A 26,609-nucleotide genomic window follows, 5' to 3' on the forward strand; every position below is an offset into this window, starting at 1 on the left:
ACACCCCCGCCGGGACCCGGCCGGACGGATCAACGGCCGTTCCACACACGTCAGTTGAGCAACCCTAGTATGCCCGGGGCATGTACCGGAGGAAAATGCCGAAGGCCTCACTCCCCGCGCACACGATGCGTAGTGTCGGCGTCACTCAGCCGGAGTCCCAGGCGGGAGGGGAGCCACGGTGCCCGGAATCGACGAGTGCCTGTTGGAAGCGATGCGGCTGCCGGGTGCCCGGGGAGCGGCGTTGGTGGACTGGACGAGCGGACTGGCCCTCGGCACGGTCGGGGAGGCCCCCGGCGGTGACCACGAGACGTCCGCGGCCGAGGCCGCCGAACTGGCCCGGATGGCCGCCGAGCACGGCACCTTCGCCGCGCACGGTGACCGGCCGGCCCCGGTCGAGGACGTGATCATCAGCAACGGCGACAGCTACCACCTGCTGCGCTTCGTGGACACGTCCTTCGACAGCAGCGTCTTCCTGCACCTCTGGCTCGGCCGCGAGGAGGGCAACCTGGCCCTCGCCCGCATCCGGCTCGGCGAGACGGCCTCCCGGCTGGTGCTGGGATGACCGCCCTGCGGACCCCTCCGCCCGCCCTCCCGGTCCGGGACAGGCGGACGGCGCACGCGGTCTCCCCGATGCTGACCCGGCTGGCCGAGGAGCGGGCCACCGGCGTCCTGGTCCGCGAACACGGCGTCCTGCACCTCGCCGAGGGCCGGGTGGTGCACGCCGAGAGCCCCCACGCCCCCGGCCTCGACGTGCTCCTGACGGCCCACGGCACGCTGGCGGGGGCCGCCTGGCAGCGGGCCGCGGCGCAGAGCCCCGGCCCGCCGCACGCGGCCGAGCTGCTGCTGCGCTCCGGGGTGCTGCCCACCGGCGCGCTGGAGCTGTGCCACCTGGACGCGCTGTACGACGCCGGGTACTTCGCGCTGGCGCCGAGCGGCACCCCGGGCCGCTTCCGGTACGACCCCGCGCCCCGGCTCGGCCCGCTGCCCTCGGTGCCGGTCGTCGCGCTGGAACGCGAGACGCTGCGCCGCCGGCTGCTGCTGCACCGGCTGTGGCCCGACCCGGCCGCCGACGGCGCCCCGCTGCTCCGCGCCGCTCCGGCCGCCGGCCGCACCCCGGGCGCGCCCGTCACCCCCCGGCAGCGGGCCGTGCTGGACCGCGTCGACGGCCGCCGCACGGCCGCCGACATCGCCCGGGACCTGGGCCGGCAGGCCTTCCACACGCTGGTCGACGTCCGCCGGCTCACCGCCGCCGGACACATCATGACGGCGGCCCCGGCACCCACGCCGCCGCCCGCCCCGCTCCCGCACCACCCGGTGGTCACCACCGGCCCCGACATCGCGCTGCTGAAGAGGCTCAGGGATGCGCTGGAGGCGCTTTGAACGGCACCGCCCCGCCGAGAGGAGAGACCCGATGGTGGCCGACGACGACCTGCGCGCCGTGCTGGACGAGCTGCACCGGCTGCGCACCCGGGTGCCGCAGCTGACCGGCGCCCTCGCGGCCGGCGTCGACGGTCTCGTCGTCGCCCACGACACCCCCGGCGCCGACCCGGAGGGCCTGGCCGCGCTCACCGCCGCCGCGCTCGGCGTCGCCGTGCGGGTGAGCGACACCACCGGGCACGGGGCCTTCAGGGAACTGCTGGTGCGCGGCGAGCGCGGCTACGTCGCCGGCTACGCGGCCGGCCGCACCGCCGTCCTGACACTGCTCGCCCAGGACCCGGTCAACGTCGGCCGGCTGCACCTGGAGGGCCGCCGGGCCGGCGCCCGCATCGGGGAGCTGCTGGACGCCGCCGAGGCCGACGCCCGGGCCGCCCGCCCGCCGGGCCGGGCCCCGGGCGCCGCCGGCGCCAGCCCGCCGGTCCGTACCCGTACGACCCGTACGACCCGCACCACGAGCGCCGACGCGCGCACCGCAACCGACAGCTGAACCTTCCGGGAGGACCCGCCATGGCCAACACCGAGACCGCGCTGAAGGAAGCCCTCACCACCATCGAGGGCGCCACCGGCGTCGCACTCGTCGACTACACCAGCGGCATGGCGCTGGGCACGATGGGCGGCAGCAAGACCTTCGACCTGAACGTGGCCGCCGCCGGCAACACCGACGTCATCCGCGCCAAGATGCGCACGATGGAGATGCTGGGCCTCAAGGGCGGCATCGAGGACATCCTCATCACCCTGTCGGACCAGTACCACCTGATCCGCCTGCTGAGCAGCCGCGGCGGCAACGGCCTGTTCCTCTACCTGGTCCTGGACTCCGACCGGGCCAACCTGGCGATGGCCCGGCACCAGCTCAAGCGGATCGAGGCCGAGCTGGAGGTCTGACGGCGGCCCGCCCGCCCGCCGCGGTACGGCGACGGACTCCGCGCGGGGCCGCGCCGCCGGCGGCGGCACGCGGGACGGGTGGCGCGGGAGGGCCGCGGCCGGGTCACTCGACGAACAGGCCGCGGGCCGCGGCGCCCGCGTCGAACTCCTCCAGGCGGGCCTGCGCGTCCGGCAGGTCGTCGCAGAGCGCCTCCAGCAGCACCCGGCCGAGCAGCATCGGCGCGCAGGCGGTGTCGAAGGCCAGCCCGGTGCCGACGGCGGCCGGCAGCAGCAGGTCGGAGTGCTTGGCGACCGGGGCGAACGCCGAGTCGGCGACCGTGACGACGCTCAGCCCGGCGTCCCTGGCGTAGGCGAGGGTGTCCACGACCTCCCGGGGGTGCCGGGGCAGCGCGAAGCAGAGCAGGGCGGTGGCGCCCGCGCGGACCGCGGCGTCGATCCGGTCCTGGATCATCGTGCCGCCCTCGTGCAGCAGCCGGACGTCCGGGTGCACCTTGGCGGCGAAGTAGGCGAAGCCGTACGCCTGGGAGGCGGCGGCGCGCAGCCCGAGGACCGGCAGCGGGCGGGAGGCGGCGAGGATCCGCCCGGCCCGCTGCACCGGACGCGGGTCCGCGAGCAGCTCGGCCAGGTGCCGGAGGTTCTCGATCTCGGCCTCGACGGCCTGCTGGTACTCGTTGTAGGCACCGGCCCCGGCGGCCGGTTCGGCGGGGACGACCTCGCGCAGGTGCTTGCGCAGGGCGGGGTAGCCGTCGAAGCCGAGGGCGACCGCGAACCGGGTCACCGACGGCTGGCTGACGCCCGCCAGTTCGGCCAGCTCCACGCTGGACAGGAAGGGCACGTCGGCGGCCCGGCGCACCATGCTGTGCGCGATGCGGCGCTGGGTCGGCGTGAGCCGGTGGCCCTCGAAGAGCGCCTGCAACCGGTTCGCAGGGCTGTCGTTCTCGCTCATGGCGTTCTCCCCCTCCGGATCTCCCGCCGCCCCGGGAGAGTACAGCGCCGGGGCATTGACAAACACCGGTCTTCTATTCAGACAGTGTCTCCCTGCATACCGTTATACAGCGCAGTGTGGGGAGTACGCATGGCACAGCTCGTGGAACGGCGCTCCATCGACGTCGTCCCGGACGAGGAGCGGCACGGCACCGCCTTCAGTCAGTTCACCCTCTGGCTGGGGGCGAACCTCCAGATCACGGCCGTCGTCACGGGAGCCCTGGCGGTCGTCTTCGGCGGCGACGTGGTCTGGTCGGTCACCGGTCTGCTGCTCGGCAACCTGCTCGGCGGCGCGGTGATGGCCCTGCACTCCGCCCAGGGTCCGCGCCTGGGCCTGCCGCAGATGATCCAGTCGCGGGCCCAGTTCGGGGTGCGCGGGGCGGCCGTACCGCTGCTGCTGGTGGTCGTGATGTACGTCGGCTTCTTCGCGTCCGGCAGCGTCCTCGCGGGGCAGGCGGTGGGCGAGCTGACGCACACGGACGACACGACCGGCATCGTCGTCTTCGCCGCCGTCACCGCGGTCATGGCGACCGTCGGCTACCGGGTCGTCCACGCGCTCGGCCGCGTCGCGAGCGTGATCTGCGCGCTCGCCTTCGTGTACCTCGCCGTCCGGCTCCTGGACCGCGCCGACACCTCGGCGCTGCTGCACGACGCGCACTTCTCGCTGCCGGTGTTCCTGCTGGCGGTGTCCCTGTCGGCGTCCTGGCAGCTCGCCTTCGGACCGTACGTGGCGGACTACTCCCGCTACCTGCCCCGCACGACGTCCGCGAAGGCCACCTTCGGGTGGACCCTGGCCGGCTCGGCGCTCGGCTCGCAGTGGTCGATGACGTTCGGGGTGCTGGTCGCGGCCACGGCCGGCGAGAAGTTCCTGGACAGCCAGGTCGGCTACGTCGTCGCCCTCGGCGGCACCGGACTCGTCGCGTCCTTCCTGTACTTCGTCATCGCGCTCGGCAAGCTCACCGTCAACGTCCTCAACACCTACGGCGGCTTCATGTCGATGGTGACCGGCGTGAGCGGTTTCCGCGGGCAGCGGGAGCTCTCCCGGGCGGGCCGCGCCGCGTACATCGCGCTGGTCATGGTGGCCGGCACCGCGGTCGCCCTGCTGGGCAAGGACAGCTTCCTCGCCTCGTTCAAGGACTTCCTGCTGTTCCTGCTGACGTTCTTCACGCCCTGGTCGGCGATCAACCTGGTGGACTACTACCTGATCTCCAAGGAGCGGTACGACCTGGCCGCCCTCAACGACCCGCACGGCCGCTACGGCGCCTGGCGCTGGGACGCCCTCGCCGTCTACGCGGCCGGGCTCCTCGCCCAGCTTCCGTTCCTCGCCACGAGCTTCTACACCGGCCCGCTGGTGGCCCCGCTGGGCGGCGCGGACATCTCCTGGATCGTCGGCCTGGCCGTGCCCGCGCTGCTGTACCTGCTGGTCGCGCGCCGCGGCACCCGTGCCCCGGACCAGGGAACCGGGCCCGCCGCCCCGGAGCCGGTCACCGCCCCCTCCGGCCACCCCGCCGCCCACTGACCCCGCCGGCCCCGCACACGGGGGCGCGGGACCCCGGCCCTCCGCCGCGCGTGGTCGCACCCCGGCCCGCGGTTCCGCTCGACGGCACGGCGCGCGGCCCGGCGGCCGGCCGGGGCCGGTGGCCCGACGACTCCGGGCCGGGCGCGCGGAACGCCGGACCGCCGCCCGGGAGCGGGATCCTCCGCCCGGCTCCGGCCGGGCACGAGACCGCGGCACACGCGTTCGGCGCGCGGCGGGCGCGACATCCGGCCGCGAGCCGGCCGTACGAGACACCCGCGGTCCCGGCGTTCCCGGGCCGGACGACCGTGGCGCGCACAGCGGGACCGGGCGCACCGGGTGGTGGAGCGGGCGCCCTGCCGGGCAGCGGCCGCGGGAGGCGCGACCCCGCCGCAGCGGACAGCGGCCCCCTGTGGCACAGGCCGGGCGCCGTACAGGGAGCCGCCGGGTGCCCGGAGCAGCGGCTGCCCCGTGGGCCGAGGCCGGCCGGGGGCCGGGCGGAGCGGGAGGAGACGTGCGCGGGGACCGCCGCACCCCCGTCGCCGGGGGCCGGGACGACGGCGGCCCCCGCGGGGGACGCGGGCCGGCTCAGGGCCGGGCTGCGCGTCCGTGGCGTCCCTGGAGGTCCGGGAGCCGCTCCGGAGGTCCGTGACGCCGATCGGCGCCGGCCCGGGTGGTGAGCAGCCCCGGGGCGTGGTGCCCCGGGAGGCGTCCCCGCCGCCCCTGCCGACACCACCACTGTGCCGGTCCCGTGTTAAGCGGGTGCTGCGCGCACGTGACACGCGCGTACCACTTCCGCGAACCCCGCCCCCGCGCGCCCGCCGGGCGGAGCGCTACCTGGCGCCGCCCTTGGCGAGGAAGGCCAGCAGGTCCTGGCGGCTGACCACACCGGTCGGCTTGCCCTCGACGAGGACGATCGCGGCGTCCGCCGTGCCCAGCACCTGCATCAGGTCGGCGACCGGCTCGCCGGAGCCGACCTGCGGCAGCGGGGCGCACATGTGCTTCTCCAGCGGGTCCTCCAGCGAGGCGCGCTTGCTGAACAGGGCGTCCAGCAGCTCCCGTTCGACCACGGAGCCGACGACCTCGGCGGCCATCACGTCCGGGTGACCGGCGCCCGGCTTCACGACCGGCATCTGCGAGACGCCGTACTCGCGCAGCACCTCGATGGCCTCGCCGACCGTCTCCTCGGGGTGCATGTGCACCAGGGACGGGATGGCGCCGCCCGCCTTGTCGCTCAGGACGTCGCCGACGCGGGCGCTCGGGCCCTCGTCCTCCAGGAAGCCGTAGTCGGCCATCCACTCGTCGTTGAAGATCTTCGAGAGGTAGCCGCGGCCGCTGTCCGGCAGCAGCACCACCACGACGTCGTCCTCGCCGAGCCGCTCGGCGACCTCCAGCGCGGCCACGACGGCCATGCCGCAGGAGCCGCCCACCAGCAGGCCCTCCTCCTTGGCCAGCCGGCGCGTCATCTGGAAGGCGTCCTTGTCGGACACGGCCACGATCTCGTCCGCCACGGTGCGGTCGTAGGCGGTCGGCCAGAAGTCCTCACCCACGCCCTCGATCAGGTACGGCCGCCCGGACCCGCCGGAGTACACCGAGCCCTCGGGGTCGGCGCCGATGACCTTGACCTTCCCCTGGCTGGCCTCCTTGAGGTAGTTGCCGGTGCCGGAGATGGTGCCGCCGGTGCCGACGCCCGCCACGAAGTGGGTGATCCGCCCCTCGGTCTGCTCCCACAGCTCGGGGCCGGTGGAGTGATAGTGCGAGAGGGGGTTGTTGGGGTTGGAGTACTGGTCCGGCTTCCAGGCGCCCGGGGTCTCACGGACCAGGCGGTCGGAGACGTTGTAGTACGAGTCCGGGTGCTCGGGGTCCACGGCGGTCGGGCACACCACGACCTCGGCGCCGTACGCGCGCAGCACGTTGATCTTGTCGGTGCTCACCTTGTCGGGGCACACGAAGACGCACTTGTAGCCCTTCTGCTGGGCCACGATGGCGAGACCGACACCGGTGTTCCCACTCGTCGGCTCCACGATGGTGCCGCCCGGCCGCAGTTCCCCGCTCTCCTCGGCGGCCTCGATCATGCGCAGGGCGATGCGGTCCTTCACGGAGCCGCCGGGGTTGAAGTACTCCACCTTGGCGAGGACGGTCGCCCGGATGCCCTTGGTCACGTTGTTGAGCCGCACCAGCGGGGTGTCGCCGACGAGGCTGATCATCGAGTCGTGGAATCGCACCGTTGTCTCCGGTCGCTGCAAAAAGATGTGTTCGTAGTGGTGTCGCCAGCCTACGGCCCCGCCGCGCGGCCCGGGCGGCCGTTCACTCCCCGTCGAGATTGACGCACGCCCCGTACGGGGCAAGGAGTGGGTACGGCTACGAGGAGGTGGCGGCGGCGCATGACGAGCATGTCGAGGGCGAGGGTGGCCCGGCGGATCGCGGCCGGGGCGGCGTACGGCGGTGGCGGGGTGGGACTGGTCGGCGCGGCGGCCGTCGGTCTGGTGCTGGCGGAGGTGCGGCTGGCCCGGCGGCACGTGGGCAACGGCACCGGCGGCCGGGTGCCGGTGGCCGACGGGGTGTACGGGCACACGTACGACACGCCCGGCGATCCGCCCCTGCGCCTGACCATGCTCGGCGACTCCACGGCGGCGGGGCAGGGCGTGCACCGGTCGGGGCAGACGCCGGGGGCGCTGCTGGCCTCGGGGCTGGCGGCGGTGGCGGAGCACCCGGTGGAGCTGCGGAACGTGGCGCTGCCGGGGGCGCAGTCCGACGACCTGGACCGCCAGGTGGCGCTGGTGCTGTCCGCCGCCCGCCCCGTCCCCGACATCTGCGTGATCATGATCGGCGCGAACGACGTGACCCACCGGATGCCGCCGACCCGCTCGGTGCGGTACCTGTCGGCGGCGGTACGGCGGCTGCGCACGGCAGGCGCCGAGGTGGTCGTCGGCACCTGCCCCGACCTCGGCACGATCGAGCCGGTGCAGCAGCCGCTGCGCTGGCTGGCCCGGCGGGCGTCCCGGCAGCTCGCGGCGGCCCAGACGATCGGCGCGGTGGAGCAGGGCGGGCGCACGGTGTCGCTGGGCGACCTGCTGGGCCCCGAGTTCGCGGCGAACCCGCGCGAGCTGTTCGGGCCGGACAACTACCACCCCTCGGCCGAGGGCTACGCGACGGCGGCGATGGCCGTGCTCCCCACGGTGTGCGCGGCGCTGGGCCTGTGGCCGGCGGAGGAGGAGGGGCCGGACGTGTCCCGCCGCGAGGGCTTCCTGCCGGTCGCCCGCGCCGCGGCCGAGGCCGCGTCGGAGGCCGGCACGGAGGTCACGGCGGCGATGCCGACGGGCCCGCGCGGGCCCTGGGCCCTGCTCAAGCGCCGGCGCCGGCGCCGGGTGCCGGAGGCCGAGCCGGCGGCCCCGTCCCTCTGACCGCCCGCGGACCGCCCGAGGCTCAGCAAGCAAGCGCTTAGTACAGTGCGGTCAGTGTCACACGCCGACACCGATGAACTCTCCCGTACGGCCGGGTAACTTCCCAACCGGACCTGCCCTCTTCCTGCCTCTGGAGCCGTGATGCCCGAAGCCGTCATCGTCTCGACCGCCCGCTCCCCCATCGGCCGCGCGAACAAGGGCTCCCTGAAGGACCTGCGCCCCGACGACCTGACCGCCACGATCGTCCAGGCGGCGCTCGCCAAGGTCCCCGAGCTGGACCCGCGGGACATCGACGACCTGATGCTCGGCTGCGGCCTCCCCGGCGGCGAGCAGGGCCACAACCTCGGCCGGATCGTCGCCGTGCAGATGGGCATGGACCACCTGCCGGGCTGCACGATCACCCGCTACTGCTCCTCCTCCCTCCAGACCTCCCGCATGGCGCTGCACGCCATCAAGGCCGGCGAAGGCGACGTCTTCGTCTCGGCCGGCGTCGAGATGGTCTCCCGCTACGCGGGCGGCAGCTCCGACATGCCGAGCGCCCGCAACCCGCTGTTCGCCGAGGCCGAGGCCCGCACCAAGGCCGTGGCCGCGTCGGAGGGCTCGGACTGGCACGACCCGCGCGAGGACGGCCTGCTGCCCGACCCCTACATCGCGATGGGCCAGACCGCCGAGAACCTCGCCCGCGCCAAGGGCGTCACCCGCCAGGACATGGACGAATTCGGCGTCCGCTCCCAGAACCTCGCCGAGGAGGCCGTCAAGAACGGCTTCTGGGAGCGCGAGATCACCCCGGTGACCCTCCCCGACGGCACGGTGGTGAGCAAGGACGACGGCCCCCGGGCCGGGGTCACCCTGGAGGGCGTGGCCGGGCTGAAGCCGGTCTTCCGCCCGGACGGCCTGGTCACCGCCGGCAACTGCTGCCCGCTCAACGACGGCGCCGCCGCGCTCGTCATCATGTCCGACACCAAGGCCCGCGAGCTGGGGCTGACCCCGCTGGCCCGGATCGTGTCCACCGGCGTCTCCGGCCTCTCGCCCGAGATCATGGGCCTCGGCCCGGTCGAGGCCAGCCGGCAGGCGCTGCGGCGCGCCGGGCTGACCATCGACGACATCGACCTGGTCGAGATCAACGAGGCGTTCGCCGCCCAGGTGATCCCCTCCTACCGGGACCTCGGCATCGACCTCGACAAGCTGAACGTCAACGGCGGCGCCATCGCCGTCGGCCACCCCTTCGGCATGACGGGCGCCCGGATCACCGGCACGCTCATCAACTCGCTCCAGTGGCACGACAAGCAGTTCGGCCTGGAGACGATGTGCGTCGGCGGCGGCCAGGGCATGGCGATGGTCATCGAGCGCCTGAGCTGACACACCGTCCGTGGCGGGTCACGCACGTGACGTCGCGGAAGGGCCCGGACCTCGGGGAACACCGGGGCGCCGGGCCTTTCCGTGATCCAATCTCCCCCATGATGTGACCTATCTCGCTCGCCGGGCACATCGACGCAGGTCAACGCGGAACAACCCGGAGCACGGCGCCACCCGGAACAGAAACTTCTGTCCGTTTCGTGACGTTACGCACTGACAGTTGGTTAGTCCGCCCTTCAAGCTGATGTAGTAAGTCGGGGGTCGACTTGAACCGGGAGTACGTCAGTGAGCGCCATGCCGATCGCCCTGCTGCTCACCACGGCAGCCACCGGCGCCGTGGGGGTCGCCGTCCTGCGCACCGTTCTCAGGCTGCGCCGCCAGCTCACGGAGCTCCAGCTCCGGCTCGACGAGGAGCGGTCCGCCACCGCGCACGCCCTGCTGCCGCACGCGCGCGGCGCGGCCGACGCGGACCGGATACGCACGGCCGTGGCGGAGGCGCTCGCCGAGGAGCGGGAGCGCGAGCTGGCCGAGGCGCGCGCCTTCTGGGCGGCGCAGGAGGCGCGGGACGCATCGGACACGCCCTCGCTGTTCGGGCTGCCCGAGGCCGATCTGTTCCTGCCCCGGCAGGCGGACTTCGCGGGCCTGGAGCCGGTGTCCGAGCCGGCCGCCGACACCGACGAGTTCCCCGGGGACTCCGCCGAGCTGGCCGCGGCCCGCCGGCGCCACCCCTCCCACCCGGACTTCGTGCCCGTGCAGTCCCCGGCCGTGAACGACCACGAGCGCACGGTGACCGCCCTGGAGCAGCTGGCCACCGGGTGCGTCGAACTCTCCGACGTCCGCCCCGGCCCGCTGGGCACGCTCGACGTCTACGTCTTCGCCGACGGCACGACCCTGTGCATGACCCCGGGCCACCGCGAGACGGCGGAACGCCTCGCGGCGGCGGTGGAGTCGGGCGAGTCCCCGTACCTGCTGGGCGGCTCGGGCATCTCCGGCGCGTACACGCTGACGTTCGCGTGCGGCGAGGAGATGGTCTACATCCTGGCCGACCGGGTCATCGCGTCCCTCTGAGCACGCCCCGGAACGGGCCGCCGGGCGTCCCCCGGCCGGCCGGGCCTCACACCCCCGCCCGCGACCGGGCCTCCTCCACCAGGCGCACCGCCTCGGCGACCTCCGCGTCCTCGCGCAGCACGAGCGCCAGGTCGTGCGCGGCCACCAGGATCTGGTCGGCCACCGCGAACATCCCCGCGTCCGGCATCTCCCGGGGCTCGGTCCCCGGCTCCTCGACGGCCTGGGTCCACCGGGCCAGTTCCCTGGCCAGAGCCAGGGCCGCCGCGGCGGCGCTCCGCTGGAGCCGGCTCTGCGGAGCCGCGCGCAGCCGGTCCGCGAAGTGCTCCACTGCTTGGGTCAAAGGCGTCGTATCAACCACCCGCCGAGCGTAACGCGCCGCACTGTTGCCAATACGCGAACGCTCAGGCACGGTGACGTGAAGGACCGGCTCACATCCCCTTTGCGTTCGGAGGCGCCGATGTCCCACGTCTTCTCCGAGGAGACCCACCGCAATCTGCTGGCACGCATCCCGCACTGCACCGGTCGTGAGGTCTCCGACTGGCTGCGCACCGTCGAGGAAGGCCCGGCGCTCTTCCGCTTCGAGGAGAAGGTCAGCTGGCTCCGGCACGAGTACGACCTGGCGTACGGCCACGCCAAGGCGATCGTGCACGAGTACGACCTGAGGAGGGCGGCCCGCAGGCTGCCCTGAACGCCGAAGGGCCCCGGACGTGACGCCCGGGGCCCGGCAGCCGGCCGGCTCAGCGGCCGGCGCGGTCGCTGGTCGCTAGTCGCTGCTGCTGAAGATCGCCACCAGCCGCAGCATCTCCACGTAGATCCACACCAGGGTCATGGTGAGACCGAACGCGGCGAGCCAGGACTCGTTGCGCGGGGCGCCGTAGGCGATGCCGTCCTCGATCTGCTTGAAGTCGAGGGTCAGGAAGAACGCGCCGAGCAGGATCGCGATGATGCCGACGATCGCGCCGAGCGGTCCGAAGCTGCGCAGTCCGCCGTCCTCGGCGACGCCGAAGGCGACCAGCAGCAGGTTGACCGCCATGACGACCATGAAGGCCACCGCGATGGCGAGACCGATGCGGGCGTAGCGGGCGGTGACGCGGATCCAGCCGGCCTTGTAGACCAGCAGCGTCGCGCCCGAGACCGCCATGGTGCCGAGCACCGCCTGGAACGGCGCGCCGCTCCACCGGCTGTTGAACATCTCGCTGAAGACGCCCAGGAAAACGCCCTCGAAGGCCGCGTACCCGAGGATGAGCGCGGGCGACGGGGTGCGCTTGAAGCTCTGGACCATCGCCAGGACGAACGCGACCAGGGCCGCGCCGACGGCCAGGCCGTAGCTGGTTCCCGAGACCGGCAGCAGCGCCCAGGCGAGGACGGCGCCGACGGCGACCGTGCCCAGCGTGAGGGCCGAACGGACGACGACGTCGTCCATCGTCATGCGGTCCGCGGTGGCCGGGGCCTGCGGCGGGGCGCCGACGTCAGCCGGTGCGTAGGGGTTCTGCGCGTAGGGGTTCTGCGCGTACGGGTTGCCCTGTGCGGACCCGGCCTGCGGTGCGGTGTTGAAGCCGGCGTAGCCGTTGTCGCGGCTGAACCCCCGTCGCGAGAAGACCGGGTTACTGCTCCTCATTTCACTCCTCCATGACTGCCGAGCGCAGTCTTGGCTCAAGAGTAATGGATTGGCAAAGGATCGACCATGATACCTGAGGAGGATCTTCCCCCTGCCGTGCTGGGCAACACGCTACGCGCGCGTCCGATTCCCGGCCATGGACACGCGGCCGACCGGGTGCGGCCGTGTCGGGCGGTGGCGCCCGGGGCGCGGGGCGGCGGCGGTGCGGGCGGACCGCGCGGGCGGCGGGCCGGCGGACCCGCTCCGGCGGGCCCGGCGGCAACGGCGGAGCGCCCCGCGGCCATGGCCGCGGGGCGCTCTCGAAGGGGGTGACGCGCGGAGGAAGGTGCCCGGAGCCGGACTCGAACCGGCACGCCCGCGAAGGGGCAGCGAGGTTTAAGCTCGCCGTGTCTGCATTCCACCATCCGGGCAGGCCATGGGCTCCGCAACGAGATTCCGACCCTATCGGGACCCATCCCCCGAACAGCGGGCGGGTGGACCGATGTTGTCTTATTTTATTGACGTCTGAGGGTGCATCAGCCGGAGGAATGCGCCGTCCGCACGTGCCAACAGCCTGCCGGGACGGGTACGCGCGTGTACGTGGAATGACGGAATTTCACCGGCGGAACGAGGGCGGCCCACCGGTTCTTGGACACGTCACCGATTGCCCGGCCGCCACCCCGTCCCCTCGGGGTCGGCCGTCCTCCCCAGGTATGACAGGACGGCCTCCCGTCCGACCCCAGTCGCCCCCGGGAACCGGAACAGCGACTGACTCCGCGAGCGCTTCGCGCCGGGACGATGGACGAGTCCCCAGAACACACGTCCTCCCGACAGGAGCGCCTCCCCGTGACCACCACACCCACCGCTGGCCGGACCACCGCCGTGGCCGCACGCGCCACGGAGCTGTCGAAGATCTACGGGCAGGGTGAGACCCGGGTGGTCGCCCTGGACCGGGTCTCGGTGGACTTCCGGCAGGCCGAGTTCACCGCGATCATGGGGCCGTCCGGCTCCGGCAAGTCCACGCTGATGCACTGCGTGGCGGGCCTGGACACCTTCTCCTCCGGGTCGGTCCTGATCGGCGACACCGAACTGGGCAAGCTGAAGGACAAGCAGCTCACCAGGTTGCGCCGGGACAAGATCGGCTTCATCTTCCAGGCGTTCAACCTGCTGCCGACGCTGACCGCGCTGGAGAACATCACCCTGCCCATGGACATCGCCGGGCGGAAGCCCGACAAGGCGTGGCTGGACCAGGTCATCCAGATGGTGGGCCTGTCCGGGCGGCTCGGCCACCGGCCCTCCCAGCTCTCCGGCGGCCAGCAGCAGCGCGTGGCGGTCGCCCGGGCCCTCGCCTCCCGGCCCGACATCGTCTTCGGCGACGAGCCCACCGGCAACCTGGACTCCCGCTCCGGCGCCGAGGTGCTCGGCTTCCTGCGCAACTCCGTGCGCGAGCTGGGCCAGACGGTGGTCATGGTGACCCACGACCCGGTGGCCGCCGCCTACGCGGACCGGGTGGTCTTCCTCGCCGACGGCCGGATCGTCGACGAGTTGTACGGCCCCACCGCCGACTCCGTGCTCGACCTCATGAAGCAGTTCGACGCGAAGGGCCGGACCAGCTGATGCTCCGCACCGCACTGCGCAACGTCCTCGCGCACAAGGCCCGGCTCCTGATGACCGTGCTCGCCGTCATGCTCGGCGTGGCGTTCGTCTCCGGGACCCTGGTCTTCACCAACACCATCTCCGACGCCTACCAGAAGAGCTCCGCCAAGGGCTTCGAGCGGGTGGACGTCGCCGTCCGCCCCGAGTACCAGGACTCCGCGGGCAACCGGGTCGGCAAGGCCCCCGAGCTGACCCAGGCCCTGCTCGACAGGGCCGCGAAGGTCCCCGGCGCCGCCTCCGCCACCGGTGTCGTCTCCGGCTTCACCGCCCTGGCCGGCAAGGACGGCAAACTCGTCGGCGGCGACTGGCAGTCCACCGGCGGCAACTACTGGGGCACGCGGGACCCCCGCTACCCCCTGGTCTCCGGCCGCGCCCCGCGCGGCGCCGACGAGGTGGCGATCGACTCCGAGACCGCGCGGCGCGCCGGCTACCGGGTCGGCGACACCGTGCGCCTCTCCGTCGACGGGCCGGTCCTCACCCCGACCGTCAGCGGCATCTTCACCACCGACGACGGCAACGTCGCCGCGGGCGGCAGCCTCACCCTGTTCGACACGCCGACCGCGCAGGCCCTGTTCGGCAAGAAGGGCGCCTACGACGAGATCGACGTGCGGGCCGCGGCCGGCACCGGACAGGCGCGGCTCAAGGCCGAGCTGGACAAGGCCCTGCCCGCGAAGCTCGTGCGGACCACCACGGGCCGGCAGCTCGCCGACGACCAGGCGCGGGCGATCGCCTCGTCGATGAGCGGCATGAAGCAGTCCCTGCTGGTCTTCGCCGGCATCGCCCTGTTCGTCGGCACGTTCATCATCGCCAACACCTTCACCATGCTGGTCGCCCAACGCACCCGGGAACTGGCCCTGCTGCGCGCGGTCGGCGCCTCCCGCCGCCAGGTCACCCGTTCGGTGCTCGTCGAGGCGTTCGCGGTCGGCGCGGTCGCCGGCGTGACCGGTCTGGCCGCCGGCATCGGCATCGGCGCGGGGCTGCGCTCCCTGCTGGGCTCCTTCGGCGCCGGACTGCCCGAGGGACCGCTGGTGATCACCCCCGGCACGGTGGCGACCGCCCTGGCCGTCGGCGTCCTCATCACCATGCTGGCCGCGTGGCTGCCCGGCCGCCGGGCCGCGAAGATCCCGCCGGTGGCCGCCATGAGCAGCGTGCACGCCAAGGCGACCGCCAAGTCGCTGGTGCTGCGCAACACGCTCGGCTCGCTGTTCGCGGCGGCCGGCGTCGCCACGGTCCTCGCCGGCACCCGGATGGGCACCGACGACGGCCAGGCCGCGCTGGGCCTCGGCGCGGTGCTGCTCCTCGTCGGCGTGTTCGTGCTGACCCCGCTGCTGTCCCGTCCGCTGATCGCCGCCGCCGCACCGGTGCTGCGCGCCTTCGGGGTGGCGGGCAAGCTGGCCCGGCAGAACTCCGTGCGCAACCCGCGCCGCACGGCGGCCACCGCCTCCGCGCTGATGATCGGGCTCACCCTGATCACCGGGATGACGGTGATGGCCGGCAGCCTCCAGACGTCCATCGACCGGATGGCCAGCTCCGCGATCCGCGCCGACTACGTCGTCTCCATGGCCAACCGCGGCCCGCTCTCCCCCGACGTGGCGCGCAAGCTCGCCACCGCCGAGGGGGTCACCGCGAGCAGCCCGCTGCGCAACGGCGAGTCCCGCGTCGACGGCGAGACCGAGTACCTGACCGGCGTCGACGGTGCGGCGATCGCCAAGCTGACGGACCTGAAGGTGACCGACGGCTCCTTCACCGTGGGCGGCACGCGCGTCGTCGTCGACGAGGACCGCGCCAAGTCGTATGGCTGGACGGCCGGTTCGCGGTTCACCGCGCACTTCGAGGACGGCAAGGCGCAGCGGCTGACGGTCGCGGGGGTGTACGAGGGCAACGAGATGCTCAACGGCATCATCCTCGACGACGCGGTCCTCACCCCGCACCTGGACCGCCCGGCGGACATGCAGGTCATGGTGAAGACGGCGGACGGCGCCACCGACTCCGCCAAGGACGCCCTGGAGAAGGCGCTCGGCCGCAACCCGGCGGTCAAGGTCCAGGACAAGGACGACATCTCCCGCGAGATCGCGCAGATGTTCACGCTGATGCTGAACATGGTCTACGGCCTGCTCGGCATGGCGGTGATCGTCGCGGTGCTCGGCGTCATCAACACGCTGGCGATGTCCGTCTTCGAGCGGGCGCAGGAGATCGGCATGCTCCGGGCGATCGGCCTGGACCGCCGGGCGGTCAAGCGGATGGTCCGCCTGGAGTCCCTGGTGATCTCCCTGTTCGGCGGTGTGCTGGGCATCGGTCTCGGCGTGTTCTTCGGCTGGGCGGCCGGTGAGCTGCTGGGCACCAGGATGCCGACGTACGAACTGGTGCTGCCGTGGGGCCGGATCGCGCTGTTCCTGCTGCTGGCGGGCGTGGTCGGGGTGCTGGCCGCGCTGTGGCCGGCCCGGCGCGCGGCCCGGCTGAACATGCTGTCGGCCATCAAGGCCGAGTAGCGGCGGGCCCGTACCGCCCGGACGGCCCGCGCGAAGGGGCCTCGCGATCGCGAGGCCCCTTCGGCCGTACCGGTGCGGTGACGGCCCGTCAGCCGTGCCAGGTGCGGGGCCGCAGCGCGAGCCCGGAGGCGCCGGACTCCGGGGTGCGGACCGCCAGGACCTGGTTGACGCCGATGCGGTTCTGCTCGAAGGCGAGCGCGGAGGCGGCCATGTAGAGGCGCCAGACGCGGGCCCGGCCGGGGCTGGTGAGCCGGACCGCGCGGTCCCAGTCGGCCTCCAGTCGGGTCACCCAGTGCCGCAGGGTGCGGGCGTAGTGCTCGCGGAGGGCCTCCACGTCCCGGACCTCGAAGCCGGCGCGCTCCAACTGGGTGACGGTGGTGCCGACGGGGGCGAGTTCGCCGTCGGGGAAGACGTAGGCGTCGATGAACGCGTCGACCGCGTACCCCGACTCGTCGCGGCGCGGGCGGCGGGCGATCTGGTGGTTGAGCAGCCGGCCGCCGGGCTTCAGCAGGCCGTGCAGGTGGCGCGCGTACTCCAGGTACCGTTCGGCGCCGACGTGCTCGGCCATGCCGATGGAGGAGATCGCGTCGAAGGGGCCGTCCGTGACGTCCCGGTAGTCCTGGACGCGGATCTCCACCCGGTCGGTCAGCCCCTCCTCGGCGACGCGTTTGCGGGCGTACGCCGCCTGTTCCTGGGACAGCGTGACCCCGAGGACGCGCACCCCGTGCTCGCGGGCCGCGTGGACGGCCATGGAGCCCCAGCCGCAGCCGACGTCCAGCAGCCGCTGCCCCTCCCGCAGGCCCAGCTTGGCGCAGACCAGTGCCAGTTTGTCGCGCTGGGCGGACTCCAGGGTGCCGGCGTCCTCCCAGTAGGCGCAGGAGTACACCATGGAGGGGCCGAGGACGATCTCGTAGAAGTCGTTGCCGACGTCGTAGTGGTGGCTGATGGCCCGTCTGTCGGTGTGGCGGGTGTGCAGGTTCCGGCGGGGTCTGCGCGCCTCCTCGCGCGGCGGGGCGGGCGGGATCGGCGGGCCGGCCAGCCGCAGCAGGTCGCGGGCGGCGGCCCGGACGGCCGGGTCGCGCACCGCGTCGACGAGGCCGCGCGCGTCCTCGCCGCGCTCCCAGACGAGGCCCGCCATCGCGTCGAGCGCGGTGTACAGGTCGCCCTCGATGTCCAGGTCGCCCGCCACCCAGGCGCGGGCGAGGCCCAGTTCACCGGGTTTGAAGAGTATGCGGCGCAGTGCGCGGCGGTTGCGCACGACGAGCGCCGGCGCGTCCGGCGGCCCGGCCTGGGAACCGTCCCAGGCCCTCACCCGCACCGGGAGCGGGGCTCCCAGCAACTGCTCGGCAAGACTCCTCAGCCGCGTCGCGGCGTCGGCCATGGCGCACACCTCCAAGACGTCGATCCCGGATGCCGTTCACCACGTAAACACCACCGGGCCCCCGGCACAGTCCCGCAATGAAGTCACGGGTGGGCAAAACAGCTGGATGGGTCATCGGGGCGGTGTCCGCAAACGCCGAAGGACCTCCCGCACCACGGATGGCGGGAGGTCCTTCGACCTGCTTCGGGCGACCCGGAGGGTCAGGAGGCCTTGGCCTTCTCCTCGGTCTTGGCGGCGGCGACCGGCGCCGGCTTGGCGGCCTCGTAGAACTCCTCGCGGGGGTTCTCCATGGCGCCCAGGGAGACGACCTCGCGCTTGAGGAACATGCCGAGCGTCCAGTCGGCGAAGACGCGGATCTTGCGGTTCCAGGTCGGCATCGCCATGCCGTGGTAGCCGCGGTGCATGTACCAGGCGAGGCGGCCCTTGAGCTTGATCTTCATCTTGCCCATGACGATCATCGCCACGCCCTTGTGCAGGCCGAGACCGGCGACCGCACCCTTGTTGGCGTGCTCGTACTCCTTCTGCGGGAAGCCCCGCATGCCGGAGACCACGTTGTCGCCGAGGGCCCTGGCCTGGCGCAGCGCGTGCTGGGCGTTCGGCGGGCACCAGGCGTTCTCGTTGCCCGCCTTGCGGCCGACGAGGTCCGGGACCTGGGCGTTGTCGCCGGCGGCCCAGATGTAGTCCGTGCCCTTGACCTGGAGCGTGGGCTCGCAGTCGACGTGGCCGCGCGGGCCGAGCGGCAGACCGAAGCGGGACAGGGCCGGGTTCGGCTTGACGCCGGCGGTCCACACGATCGTGTTCGCGTCGACCTCCAGTCCGTTCTTCAGCACCACGTGGCCGTCGACGCAGGAGTCCATCGAGGTGGAGAGGTAGATCTCCACGCCGCGGCTCTCCAGGTGCTCCTTGCCGTACTGGCCGAGCTTGGGCCCGACCTCGGGGAGGATCTTGTCGGCGGCGTCGACGAGGATGAAGCGCATGTCCTCGCGGGACACGTTCTTGTAGTACTTGGCCGCGTCCCGGGCCATGTCCTCGACCTCGCCGATGGTCTCCGCGCCCGCGAAGCCGCCACCGATGAAGACGAAGGTGAGGGCCTTGCGGCGCAGTTCCTCGTCGGTCGTGGAGTCGGCCTTGTCCAGCTGCTCCAGGACGTGGTTGCGCAGGCCGATGGACTCCTCGATGCCCTTCATGCCGATGCCCTGCTCGGCGAGGCCGGGGATCGGGAAGGTGCGGGACACCGCGCCCATGGCTATGACCAGGTAGTCGAAGGGCAGCTCGTACGCCTCGCCCACCAGCGGGGCGATCGTGGCGACCTTGCGGTCCTGGTCGATGGTGGTGACCCGGCCGGTGAGGACCTCCGCCTTCGGCAGCACGCGTCGCAGCGGGACGACGACGTGGCGAGGGGAGATGTTGCCGGCGGCGGCTTCGGGGAGGAAGGGCTGGTAGGTCATGTACGACCGGGGGTCGACGACCGTGACGGTCGCCTCGCCGTAGCGCATCTTCTTGAGGATGCGCCGAGCTGCGTACAGGCCTACGTACCCACCGCCTACTACGAGGATCCTGGGACGCTCCGTGGTGCTCATGGCATCGAGTATCCACCCGCCTCGACAGGGGGGCTCGTGCGCCCCTTCACAAGGTTCGGTGGGGCCTGTGCTATCCTCCGCGACTCACGTGACGCAGGTCATGCCGCCCGACGGGAACCGCGGGGTGTTCTGACCCGTTGTCAAGGCCGCGTGAGCTGCTCCTCTGGGCTCCTCGGGGGGTGCCGGGCACCCCCCGAAACGTCCGCAGCGCCCCCTCCCGGGCCCTCCTCGCGCCCATCGTCTGAACATGTTCAAACGGTCCAGGACCCCCCGGAAGGGCCGATCGGCCCCTTTTCCCGGCCGGCCGGGACGGAATCTCTTGTGAAGAACTTCACGAACTTTCCCGACGGACCGCAGCCCAGAGACCCTTCACACCCCCCAAAACTGCGCTCAGACGCCGTCCGACCTGCTCAACCGATGGCTACCGGCCGGTAACAACAGGTCGGGAAGCACCGCCGGCGGACCTGTTCACGACGGTCAGGCCGGAGACCGGCCGATGCCGTCGAGGATCGCCCGCGAACGCGACTCCCCGAGCCGGACCACGTGTACACGTGAATGCGTACACTCATCTCATGACTGAGAACACCGTGACCGTACGGGAAGCCCGCGCGCACCTCGCCGACCACATCAACCGGGCCGAGGAAGGCGTTCCGACCGTCATCACGCGCAACGGCGCTCCGGTGGCGGCCGTGGTTCCGATCGCGGACTTCGAGGCGCTGGAGGAAGCGGCCGACGTGATGTTGGCGCGCGAAGCCGAAGCGGTCCTGGCCGAGGGCGGTCCCACCGTGACGATGGCGGAACTGCTGGCGGATCTGTTCACCGAGCACGACGGCGAAGCGCCGTGAAGTACGCCTTCCGGTTCACCTCGGCGGCGCAGCGGCAGCTCCGGGCCATCAGCCGGCCCGACGCCATGCGCGTCCTGACCGCGCTGACCGCGCTCGGCGACGACCCGTACCGCCAGGACACCGACGTCAGGAAGCTCACCGGCCCGTCCGGCCTCTACCGGCTCCGGGTCGGAAGCTACCGGGTCGCCTACCAGATCAACGACGGTGAACTCGTCGTTCTCGTCGTCAAGGTGGGCGACCGGCGCGACGTCTGCCGCGACCTGTAGGCGGTCAGGCCAGGGACCAGCCGATGCCGTCGAGGATGTCGTGCTCGCTGACGACGACCTCCTCGGCGCCGATCCGTTCCATGATCGCCAGGAGGACGAGGGCGCCCGCGCCGATGACGTCGACCCGGCCCGGGTGCAGGGACGGGATGCGGGCGCGCTCGGCGTGGGTGGCGCCCAGCAGCCGGTGGGTGATCTCCCGGACGCGGTCGTGCGAGACGCGCGAGTGGTGGATGCGCGCGGAGTCGTACTCCGGCAGGTCCTTGGCGATCGCGGACACGGTGGTGACCGAGCCGGCGAGACCCACCAGGGTGTGCGCCTCGCGCAGCGGGACCGTCTGCTCCGCGAGGTCCAGCGCGGCCTCGATGTCGGCCCGCATGGCGGCGATCCGCTCCTCGGCGGGCGGGTCGCTCACCTTGCCGTCCCGCACCAGGTGACGTTCCGTCATCCGCACGCAGCCGACGTCCACGGAGCGCGCGGCCCGCACCCGGTCGTCGCCGACGACGAACTCCGTGGAGCCGCCGCCGATGTCCACGACCAGGTACGGCCTGGTGAGGTCGTCGCGTCCGGCCAGCTCCCGGGTGGCGCCGGTGAAGGAGAACTCGGCCTCCTGGTCACCGGTGATGACCTCGGGCTCGACGCCCAGGATGTCCACGACGCCGCGGACGAACTCGTCCCGGTTCTCGGCGTCGCGGGAGGCGGAGGTGGCGACGAAGCGAAGCCTCTCGGCGCCGTGCTCCTTGATGACCTCCGCGTACTCGCGGCAGGCCGCGAAGGTCCGCTCCAGCGCCTCGGGGGCGAGCCGGCCGGTACGGTCGACGCCCTGGCCGAGCCGCACGATCGTCATGCGCCGGTCCAGGTCGACGAGTTCACCGGTCGCGGGGTCCGCGTCGGCGACCAGGAGCCGGATGGAGTTCGTACCGCAGTCGACGGCGGCGACCCGGGTCATTCGGCGTCCCCCTCCACGGGCTCGGCGGGTCCGGCCGGGCTCACGCACGGCCCCTTGGCCCACCACTCGGGCAGCATCGCGACGGCCTCGTCGCCGAGCGGGTTCACACCCGGTCCGGCGGCCAGCGAGTGGGCGACCAGCACGTGCAGGCACTTCACGCGGTCCGGCATGCCGCCCGCGCTGGGGAAGCCCGCCAGGACCTCGATCTCGTCCCGGCGCCGGATGTAGTCCTCGTGCGCGGCCCGGTAGGCGGCGGCCAGCTCGGGGTCGGCGGCCAGCCGCTCGGTCATCTCCTTCATGACGCCGTTCGCCTCCAGCGTGCCGATCGCCGAGGCGGCGCGCGGGCACGTCAGGTAGTACGTCGTCGGGAAGGGCGTGCCGTCGGGCAGGCGCGGCGCCGTCTCCACGACGTCCGGCTGACCGCACGGGCAGCGGTGCGCGATGGCCCTCAGGCCCCGCGGCGGGCGGCCCAGCTGCTGCTTGAATGCCTCGACGTCCGCGTCGGTGGGCTCGGTGCGCGGAGTGGGCGGCGGGGGCGTTTGCATGACTGCTTTCAGACTGGCTTTCTGTCGGTTACCGGCCCGGCGGGCCGGTCACTGGTCGGAGGCGTCGGACTTGTCGACGCCGTCCCAGACGTTGGCGTACCAGGGCCGCCGGGCGGCCCCGAGGTCGGCCCGGGACTGCTTGGCCGCGTTCGGGTCGACGACCACGTACCCGGTCTCGCCGGGCCTCACGTAGTGCAGCCTGCGCCGGATCTGCTGCTCGGCGTAGGCGTCGTCCTGCCAGCGTGCCTTGAGGTCGCGCAGTTCCTCGACGCGTCTGCGGGCCTGCTCCTGCTCCCGCTGCTGCTCGGCGATCTCGGCGCGCTGGGAGACGTACTGCCGCATCGGGTAGGCGAGTGCGACGACCAGCGTGCACACCACCAGGGCGAGCAGGGCCGCGCGGCCGGTGAGCCGGGAGCGGCGGGCCTGCCGTTTGGTCTGGGAGCGGTAGACGCGGGCCGCGGTCTGTTCGCCGAGCAGCCTCAGCCTGGTCGCGGTGGAGAACCGGTCCCGGTCCCTCACGGCCATCTCCCGCCTCCCCTGGTGTCCGGATCGTGTCCGGGCCGCACACGTGCGTACGTCCCCGCACACGGTACGGGACCGAGTACGGGGACGTACGTACGACTGGCTGAGGCGTGCCCCGGGGGGCGTCAGCCCTTGGAGGCCTCGGTGCCGCGGAAGCGCGGGAAGGCGCTGCGGCCGGCGTACACCGCGGCGTCGTCGAGGATCTCCTCGATGCGCAGCAGCTGGTTGTACTTGGCGACGCGCTCGGAGCGGGCCGGGGCGCCGGTCTTGATCTGGCCGCAGTTGGTGGCGACGGCCAGGTCGGCGATGGTGACGTCCTCGGTCTCGCCGGAGCGGTGGGACATCATGCACTTGAAGCCGTTGCGCTGGGCCAGCTCGACGGCGTCCAGGGTCTCGGTGAGCGAACCGATCTGGTTCACCTTGACCAGCAGGGCGTTGGCCGCGCCGTCCTCGATGCCGCGCGCGAGACGCTCGGGGTTGGTGACGAACAGGTCGTCGCCGACGAGCTGGACCTTGTCGCCGAGCTTGTCGGTGATGACCTTCCAGCCGGCCCAGTCGTCCTCGAACAGCGGGTCCTCGATGGAGACGAGCGGGTAGGCCGCGACGAGCTCCTCGTAGTACTCCGTCATCTCGGCGGCGGAGCGCTCCTTGCCCTCGAAGAGGTACTTGCCGTCCTTGTAGAACTCGGAGGCGGCCACGTCGAGCGCGAGGGCGATCTGCTGGCCGGGGACGTAGCCGGCCTCCTTGATCGCTTCGAGGATGAGGTCGAGGGCCTCGCGGTTGGAGCCGAGGTTCGGGGCGAAGCCGCCCTCGTCGCCGAGGCCGGTGGCCAGGCCCTTGCCCTTCAGGACCTTCTTCAGGGTGTGGTAGACCTCGGTGCCCCAGCGCAGGGCCTCGGAGAAGGACTCCGCGCCGATCGGGGCGATCATGAACTCCTGGATGTCCACGTTGGAGTCGGCGTGCGAGCCGCCGTTCAGGATGTTCATCATCGGCACCGGCAGCAGGTGCGCGTTGGGGCCGCCCAGGTAGCGGAAGAGGGGGAGGTCGCTGGCCTCGGAGGCGGCGTGGGCCACGGCGAGCGAGACGCCGAGGATCGCGTTGGCGCCGAGGGAGCCCTTGTTGTCGGTGGCGTCCAGGTCGAACATGGCCTGGTCGATCAGGCGCTGCTCGGTGGCGTCGTAGCCGACCAGCTCCGGGCCGATCTGCTCGATGACGGCGAGGACGGCCTTCTCGACGCCCTTGCCGTGGTAGCGGTTCGGGTCACCGTCGCGCAGCTCGATGGCCTCGAAGGCGCCCGTCGAGGCGCCGGACGGGACGGCGGCACGACCCGTGCTGCCGTCGTCGAGGCCGACCTCGACCTCGACCGTGGGGTTGCCTCGGGAGTCCAGGATTTCCCGGGCTACGACGACGTCGATGGACGGCACGAGCATCTCCTTCTTGGATGTGACGCTGGAAGTGCGGGGCTGGTGTGCCTTGCGCCTAGAGCCTAACCGTCCGGGGGGCGCCGGCCACCGACCGACCGCCCCGTGGACAAGCCGACGATATCTTTTGTTTCTGCACGAAACAAAGAGATCCGGTGAACTCCCGTCCGTGGCGGGCACGAAAAAGCCCCGTCCCGGTGCGTACGGGGGAACACGCACCGGGACGGGGACCCGTGGGGACGGGGGGTGGCCCGCACGGGGGCCCGCGGGTGGCCCGCGCGGGTGCGCGGGCCCCGTGGTCCGGCTCGGCGGCCGGAGGTCACTTCAGGTGGAGCTGCTGACCGGGGTAGATGAGGTCGGCGTTGTCGACGATGTCCTTGTTCAGCTCGAACAGCTTGCTCCAGCCGCCCTCGACGTGGTGCGCCGCGGCGATGGTGCCGAGGGTGTCGCCGGCGACCACCTTGTACTCGCCGTCGCCCTTCTGCACCTTCTTGCCGGTCGGGGTGGTGACGGTCTTCCCGCCCTGGCCGCCGCCGGTGGACGGAGAAGCGGCCGGGCGCTCGGCGGAGCGGGAGGCGGCCTGCCCGTCGGTGGAGCGGGAGGAGGTGCCGCCGCCCGAGCCGGAGTTCGAGGAGGAACCGGTGTTCGACGAGTAAACCGAGTTGGAGGTGGAGCCGGAGTTGGAGGTGGAGCCGGAGTTCGAGGTGCTCGGCGCGGAGCCGTTGTAGGCGGCGCCCGACAGACCGGTGCCGCACACCGGCCAGGCACCCTTGCCCTGGGACGCGAGCACCTTCTCGGCGACGGCTATCTGCTGGCCCTTGGAGGCCTGGTCGGCCTGCGCGGCGTACTGGGTGCCGCCGTACGCGGCCCAGGTGGAGGCGGAGAACTGGAGACCGCCGTAGTAGCCGTTGCCGGTGTTGATGGCCCAGTTGCCGCCGGACTCGCACTGGGCGACCGCGTCCCACTCGGAGGTGGTGGCGGCGGAGGCGTTGCCGGCCGCCATGAGCGGGGCGGCGACGGCGGCGCCGGTGACACCGGCCAGCGCGACGGCGCGGACGGCCTTGGACGGACGGCGGTGCTTGCCCTTACCGGTAAACAGCATGAGTCGATCCCCTCACCGACGCCTACGAGGTGAGCTGTCGGGTTCGGGCCGAATGAGTTGCCCGGCCGCATTCCCGCTGACGCGGAATGCGGCTTCACCCCCAGCCGGTGCCAGCTTCAACCGCTGGTCCCGGCGCTAACCTTGGGTCCCCCGCTCCTGCCTACGGCGCTTGACGCGACGACTGTTCCCGGGACGGCCGCTGGCAGGATTCGGCGTGGCGGCCGCCGGGGCCCGTGGTGACGAGCGGCCTCGACCGTAGACACGGGCTCGGCGGAATTTCAAAGACGATCAGGGCTTCTGAGATCCATCCCACACTTTCGCCAATCCGGACATCATGGCGCTAAACGGGACGTCAACTCGTGTTGCTACGCGCCCTTTTCGCCCCCTACTTCCAGGGTCTGACCGGCACTGATCCGATTCGGGTCCGCTCCGACGGCCTTCTTGTTGTGGGCGTACAGCGCGTGCCACCCGCCGTCGACCTCAAGGGAGTCGGCGATGCCGGTGAGGGTGTCGCCGGCGCGGACGGTGTAGCTGCCCTGCGCGCGGGAGGCGTGCCGCCCGCCATTGGCCATGTCCTGACCGTTTGTCACGTTTTCGTCCGCATGTGTGCCGCGGTGACGTCCGCCACTGCCGAGCGCCCCGGTGTCGACCAGGCTCCACGACCCGGCGGCCGCGGGGGCGCTGCTCTCGGGCGTGGCGCCCCCGGGGAGGCCGTACTCGGTCCCCGCGTCCGGAGTGGCCGTGGGCGTGCCGCCGGTCTCCCGCGGGGTCCCGGCGTCCCCGGTGGGCGAATCGCCGGGTTCGGGGGTGTGTGTCGTGGTGGATCCGCTGTCCTTGCCGGCGCCCTTGCCCTTCTCCGGGGCGGGCGTGCCGGTCTTGCCCGGGGTGGCCCCGGTGCCGCCGCCCGCGTCGGCCCGGTCGCTCGTGCCGGTACCGGTACCGGTGCTGGTGCCGGTGCTCGGGGAGGACGGCGAGTCGGGCAGGCCCGACGAGCCGGAGGTACCGGGCGTGCCGGAGGGAGTCGGGCTGCCGGAGGGGTCGGGGCTGCCGGACGTGCCGGCGGTGCCGGTGCCTGCGTCCGAACCGGCCGAGTCGCCCCGCCCGTCGCCGTCACCGGAGCCGGTGGAGCCGCCGATGCCCGTGTCGACTTCCGCGGAGGTCGCCTTGGAGGTCAGGCCGGACAGCAGGGCGCAGGTGGCCCACGGGGTGGTGCCCCGGTCGGCGAGGATCTTCTCGGCGACGGCGATCTGCTGGAGCCGGCTGGCCTGGTCGGCGCTGGCCGCGTACTGGCCGCCGCCGTACCGGTCCCAGTCGTCCTGCGAGATCTGCAGGCCGCCGAAGTACCCGTTGCCGGTGTCCGCGCTCCAGGAGCCGCCGCTCTCGCACTCGGCCACCTTGTCCCACGTGGTGCCCTCGGCCGCGTCGGCGCTCGCCGCGCCGAGCAGCGGAATGGCGATGGCGGAGCCGGTCACACCGGCCGCGACGAGGAGAGCCGGGGCCTGGCGGGGCCGACGGTGTCGGCCGTTCCCGGAGAGCATGCGGAAGCCTTTCGAGCGACAGCAGGACCGGCGCGGCGGATGGTTCCGCCCGCCGCGCTGAGGGGTGAACGTAT

At 72.7% G+C, this 26,609-nt stretch carries 25 protein-coding genes, 1 tRNA gene and 1 riboswitch; of the genes, 13 read left to right on the plus strand and 13 right to left on the minus strand.

The window, feature by feature from the left end:
* Window positions 1–178 precede the first annotated feature (178 nt).
* From ACZ4K2_RS07635 to ACZ4K2_RS07650, 4 genes are read left to right on the plus strand one after another with little or no spacing between them, the layout of a single operon-like run.
* Window positions 179–562: a roadblock/LC7 domain-containing protein gene (locus tag ACZ4K2_RS07635; protein WP_467470560.1), complete on the plus strand. Its 384-nt coding sequence runs from the start codon at window positions 179–181 to the stop codon at window positions 560–562.
* Window positions 559–1,380: a transcriptional regulator gene (locus ACZ4K2_RS07640; protein ID WP_467470562.1), complete on the plus strand. Its 822-nt coding sequence runs from the start codon at window positions 559–561 to the stop codon at window positions 1,378–1,380. The genes ACZ4K2_RS07635 and ACZ4K2_RS07640 overlap by 4 nt, the downstream gene beginning before the upstream one ends.
* Window positions 1,381–1,411: 31 nt before the next feature.
* Window positions 1,412–1,924 (plus strand): roadblock/LC7 domain-containing protein, encoded by a 513-nt coding sequence (locus ACZ4K2_RS07645; protein WP_467470563.1) that lies wholly within the window; start codon window positions 1,412–1,414, stop codon window positions 1,922–1,924.
* Between the two features lie 20 nt (window positions 1,925–1,944).
* Entirely contained in the window at window positions 1,945–2,319 is a 375-nt protein-coding gene (locus ACZ4K2_RS07650) for a roadblock/LC7 domain-containing protein (protein WP_467470565.1), read from the plus strand.
* Between the two features lie 103 nt (window positions 2,320–2,422).
* Here the strand turns inward: ACZ4K2_RS07650 and ACZ4K2_RS07655 are convergent, their stop codons facing one another.
* Entirely contained in the window at window positions 2,423–3,265 is an 843-nt protein-coding gene (locus tag ACZ4K2_RS07655) for a MurR/RpiR family transcriptional regulator (protein ID WP_467470567.1), read from the minus strand.
* A 129-nt stretch (window positions 3,266–3,394) separates the two neighbouring features.
* On the opposite strand from ACZ4K2_RS07655, the gene ACZ4K2_RS07660 reads away from it, so the two are divergent.
* Window positions 3,395–4,822: a purine-cytosine permease family protein gene (locus ACZ4K2_RS07660; RefSeq protein WP_467470569.1), complete on the plus strand. Its 1,428-nt coding sequence runs from the start codon at window positions 3,395–3,397 to the stop codon at window positions 4,820–4,822.
* Window positions 4,823–5,652: 830 nt separating this feature from the next.
* On the opposite strand, the gene ACZ4K2_RS07665 is transcribed toward ACZ4K2_RS07660, so the two are convergent.
* A complete protein-coding gene (locus ACZ4K2_RS07665; protein ID WP_467470571.1) occupies window positions 5,653–7,044 on the minus strand; it encodes a cystathionine beta-synthase in 1,392 nt (463 codons plus the stop codon).
* Window positions 7,045–7,203: 159 nt separating this feature from the next.
* Between ACZ4K2_RS07665 and ACZ4K2_RS07670 the strand changes: the two genes are divergently transcribed.
* From ACZ4K2_RS07670 to ACZ4K2_RS07680, 3 genes are all read left to right on the plus strand, one after another.
* Window positions 7,204–8,223: an SGNH/GDSL hydrolase family protein gene (locus ACZ4K2_RS07670; RefSeq protein ID WP_467470573.1), complete on the plus strand. Its 1,020-nt coding sequence runs from the start codon at window positions 7,204–7,206 to the stop codon at window positions 8,221–8,223.
* A gap of 141 nt (window positions 8,224–8,364) precedes the next feature.
* Window positions 8,365–9,582, plus strand: a complete 1,218-nt coding sequence (locus ACZ4K2_RS07675; protein WP_467470576.1) for an acetyl-CoA C-acetyltransferase — start codon at window positions 8,365–8,367, stop codon at window positions 9,580–9,582.
* Window positions 9,583–9,864: 282 nt separating this feature from the next.
* Window positions 9,865–10,647 (plus strand): hypothetical protein, encoded by a 783-nt coding sequence (locus tag ACZ4K2_RS07680; RefSeq protein ID WP_467470578.1) that lies wholly within the window; start codon window positions 9,865–9,867, stop codon window positions 10,645–10,647.
* A gap of 46 nt (window positions 10,648–10,693) precedes the next feature.
* Here ACZ4K2_RS07680 and ACZ4K2_RS07685 read toward each other — a convergent pair whose 3' ends face one another.
* Entirely contained in the window at window positions 10,694–11,005 is a 312-nt protein-coding gene (locus ACZ4K2_RS07685; RefSeq protein ID WP_467470580.1) for a hypothetical protein, read from the minus strand.
* A gap of 99 nt (window positions 11,006–11,104) precedes the next feature.
* Between ACZ4K2_RS07685 and ACZ4K2_RS07690 the strand changes: the two genes are divergently transcribed.
* Window positions 11,105–11,335: a DUF4287 domain-containing protein gene (locus tag ACZ4K2_RS07690; RefSeq protein ID WP_467470582.1), complete on the plus strand. Its 231-nt coding sequence runs from the start codon at window positions 11,105–11,107 to the stop codon at window positions 11,333–11,335.
* 75 nt (window positions 11,336–11,410) lie between these two features.
* On the opposite strand, the gene ACZ4K2_RS07695 is transcribed toward ACZ4K2_RS07690, so the two are convergent.
* Window positions 11,411–12,265, minus strand: a complete 855-nt coding sequence (locus tag ACZ4K2_RS07695; RefSeq protein WP_467470584.1) for a Bax inhibitor-1/YccA family protein — start codon at window positions 12,263–12,265, stop codon at window positions 11,411–11,413.
* 326 nt (window positions 12,266–12,591) lie between these two features.
* Window positions 12,592–12,675, minus strand: a tRNA-Leu gene (locus ACZ4K2_RS07700).
* A gap of 415 nt (window positions 12,676–13,090) precedes the next feature.
* On the opposite strand from ACZ4K2_RS07700, the gene ACZ4K2_RS07705 reads away from it, so the two are divergent.
* Window positions 13,091–13,861 carry an ABC transporter ATP-binding protein gene (locus ACZ4K2_RS07705; RefSeq protein ID WP_467470585.1) on the plus strand — a complete coding sequence of 257 codons (771 nt, stop codon included), beginning with the start codon at window positions 13,091–13,093 and terminating at the stop codon, window positions 13,859–13,861.
* Window positions 13,861–16,389 (plus strand): ABC transporter permease, encoded by a 2,529-nt coding sequence (locus ACZ4K2_RS07710; protein WP_467470587.1) that lies wholly within the window; start codon window positions 13,861–13,863, stop codon window positions 16,387–16,389. The genes ACZ4K2_RS07705 and ACZ4K2_RS07710 overlap by 1 nt, the downstream gene beginning before the upstream one ends.
* 88 nt (window positions 16,390–16,477) lie before the next feature.
* Here the strand turns inward: ACZ4K2_RS07710 and ACZ4K2_RS07715 are convergent, their stop codons facing one another.
* Together ACZ4K2_RS07715 and ACZ4K2_RS07720 are read right to left on the minus strand one after the other, a co-directional pair.
* Window positions 16,478–17,770, minus strand: a complete 1,293-nt coding sequence (locus ACZ4K2_RS07715; protein WP_467470589.1) for a class I SAM-dependent methyltransferase — start codon at window positions 17,768–17,770, stop codon at window positions 16,478–16,480.
* 200 nt (window positions 17,771–17,970) lie between these two features.
* Window positions 17,971–19,350, minus strand: a complete 1,380-nt coding sequence (locus tag ACZ4K2_RS07720) for an NAD(P)/FAD-dependent oxidoreductase (protein WP_467470591.1) — start codon at window positions 19,348–19,350, stop codon at window positions 17,971–17,973.
* 572 nt (window positions 19,351–19,922) lie between these two features.
* Between ACZ4K2_RS07720 and ACZ4K2_RS07725 the strand changes: the two genes are divergently transcribed.
* Together ACZ4K2_RS07725 and ACZ4K2_RS07730 are read left to right on the plus strand one after the other, a co-directional pair.
* Entirely contained in the window at window positions 19,923–20,195 is a 273-nt protein-coding gene (locus ACZ4K2_RS07725; RefSeq protein WP_467470593.1) for a type II toxin-antitoxin system Phd/YefM family antitoxin, read from the plus strand.
* Window positions 20,192–20,461 (plus strand): type II toxin-antitoxin system RelE family toxin, encoded by a 270-nt coding sequence (locus ACZ4K2_RS07730; protein ID WP_467470595.1) that lies wholly within the window; start codon window positions 20,192–20,194, stop codon window positions 20,459–20,461. Before ACZ4K2_RS07725 ends, ACZ4K2_RS07730 begins: the two co-directional genes overlap by 4 nt.
* Window positions 20,462–20,465: 4 nt before the next feature.
* Here ACZ4K2_RS07730 and ACZ4K2_RS07735 read toward each other — a convergent pair whose 3' ends face one another.
* The 6 genes from ACZ4K2_RS07735 to ACZ4K2_RS07760 form a co-directional block, all read right to left on the minus strand.
* On the minus strand, window positions 20,466–21,407 hold the full coding sequence (locus tag ACZ4K2_RS07735; protein WP_467470596.1) for a Ppx/GppA phosphatase family protein: 942 nt from the start codon (window positions 21,405–21,407) through the stop codon (window positions 20,466–20,468).
* A complete protein-coding gene (locus ACZ4K2_RS07740) occupies window positions 21,404–21,952 on the minus strand; it encodes a DUF501 domain-containing protein (RefSeq protein ID WP_467470598.1) in 549 nt (182 codons plus the stop codon). Before ACZ4K2_RS07740 ends, ACZ4K2_RS07735 begins: the two co-directional genes overlap by 4 nt.
* Window positions 21,953–22,000: 48 nt before the next feature.
* On the minus strand, window positions 22,001–22,477 hold the full coding sequence (locus ACZ4K2_RS07745; protein ID WP_467470600.1) for an FtsB family cell division protein: 477 nt from the start codon (window positions 22,475–22,477) through the stop codon (window positions 22,001–22,003).
* 122 nt (window positions 22,478–22,599) lie between these two features.
* Window positions 22,600–23,904 (minus strand): phosphopyruvate hydratase, encoded by a 1,305-nt coding sequence (gene eno, locus ACZ4K2_RS07750; RefSeq protein ID WP_467470602.1) that lies wholly within the window; start codon window positions 23,902–23,904, stop codon window positions 22,600–22,602.
* A gap of 310 nt (window positions 23,905–24,214) precedes the next feature.
* Window positions 24,215–24,997, minus strand: coding sequence for a transglycosylase family protein (locus tag ACZ4K2_RS07755; RefSeq protein ID WP_467470604.1), 783 nt, complete (start codon window positions 24,995–24,997; stop codon window positions 24,215–24,217).
* A gap of 4 nt (window positions 24,998–25,001) precedes the next feature.
* Window positions 25,002–25,175: riboswitch (cyclic di-AMP (ydaO/yuaA leader) on the minus strand.
* 187 nt (window positions 25,176–25,362) lie between these two features.
* Window positions 25,363–26,535, minus strand: a complete 1,173-nt coding sequence (locus ACZ4K2_RS07760; RefSeq protein WP_467470606.1) for a transglycosylase family protein — start codon at window positions 26,533–26,535, stop codon at window positions 25,363–25,365.
* Window positions 26,536–26,609: the final 74 nt, after the last annotated feature.

The organism is Streptomyces sp. NPDC025833 (genome assembly GCF_055558055.1).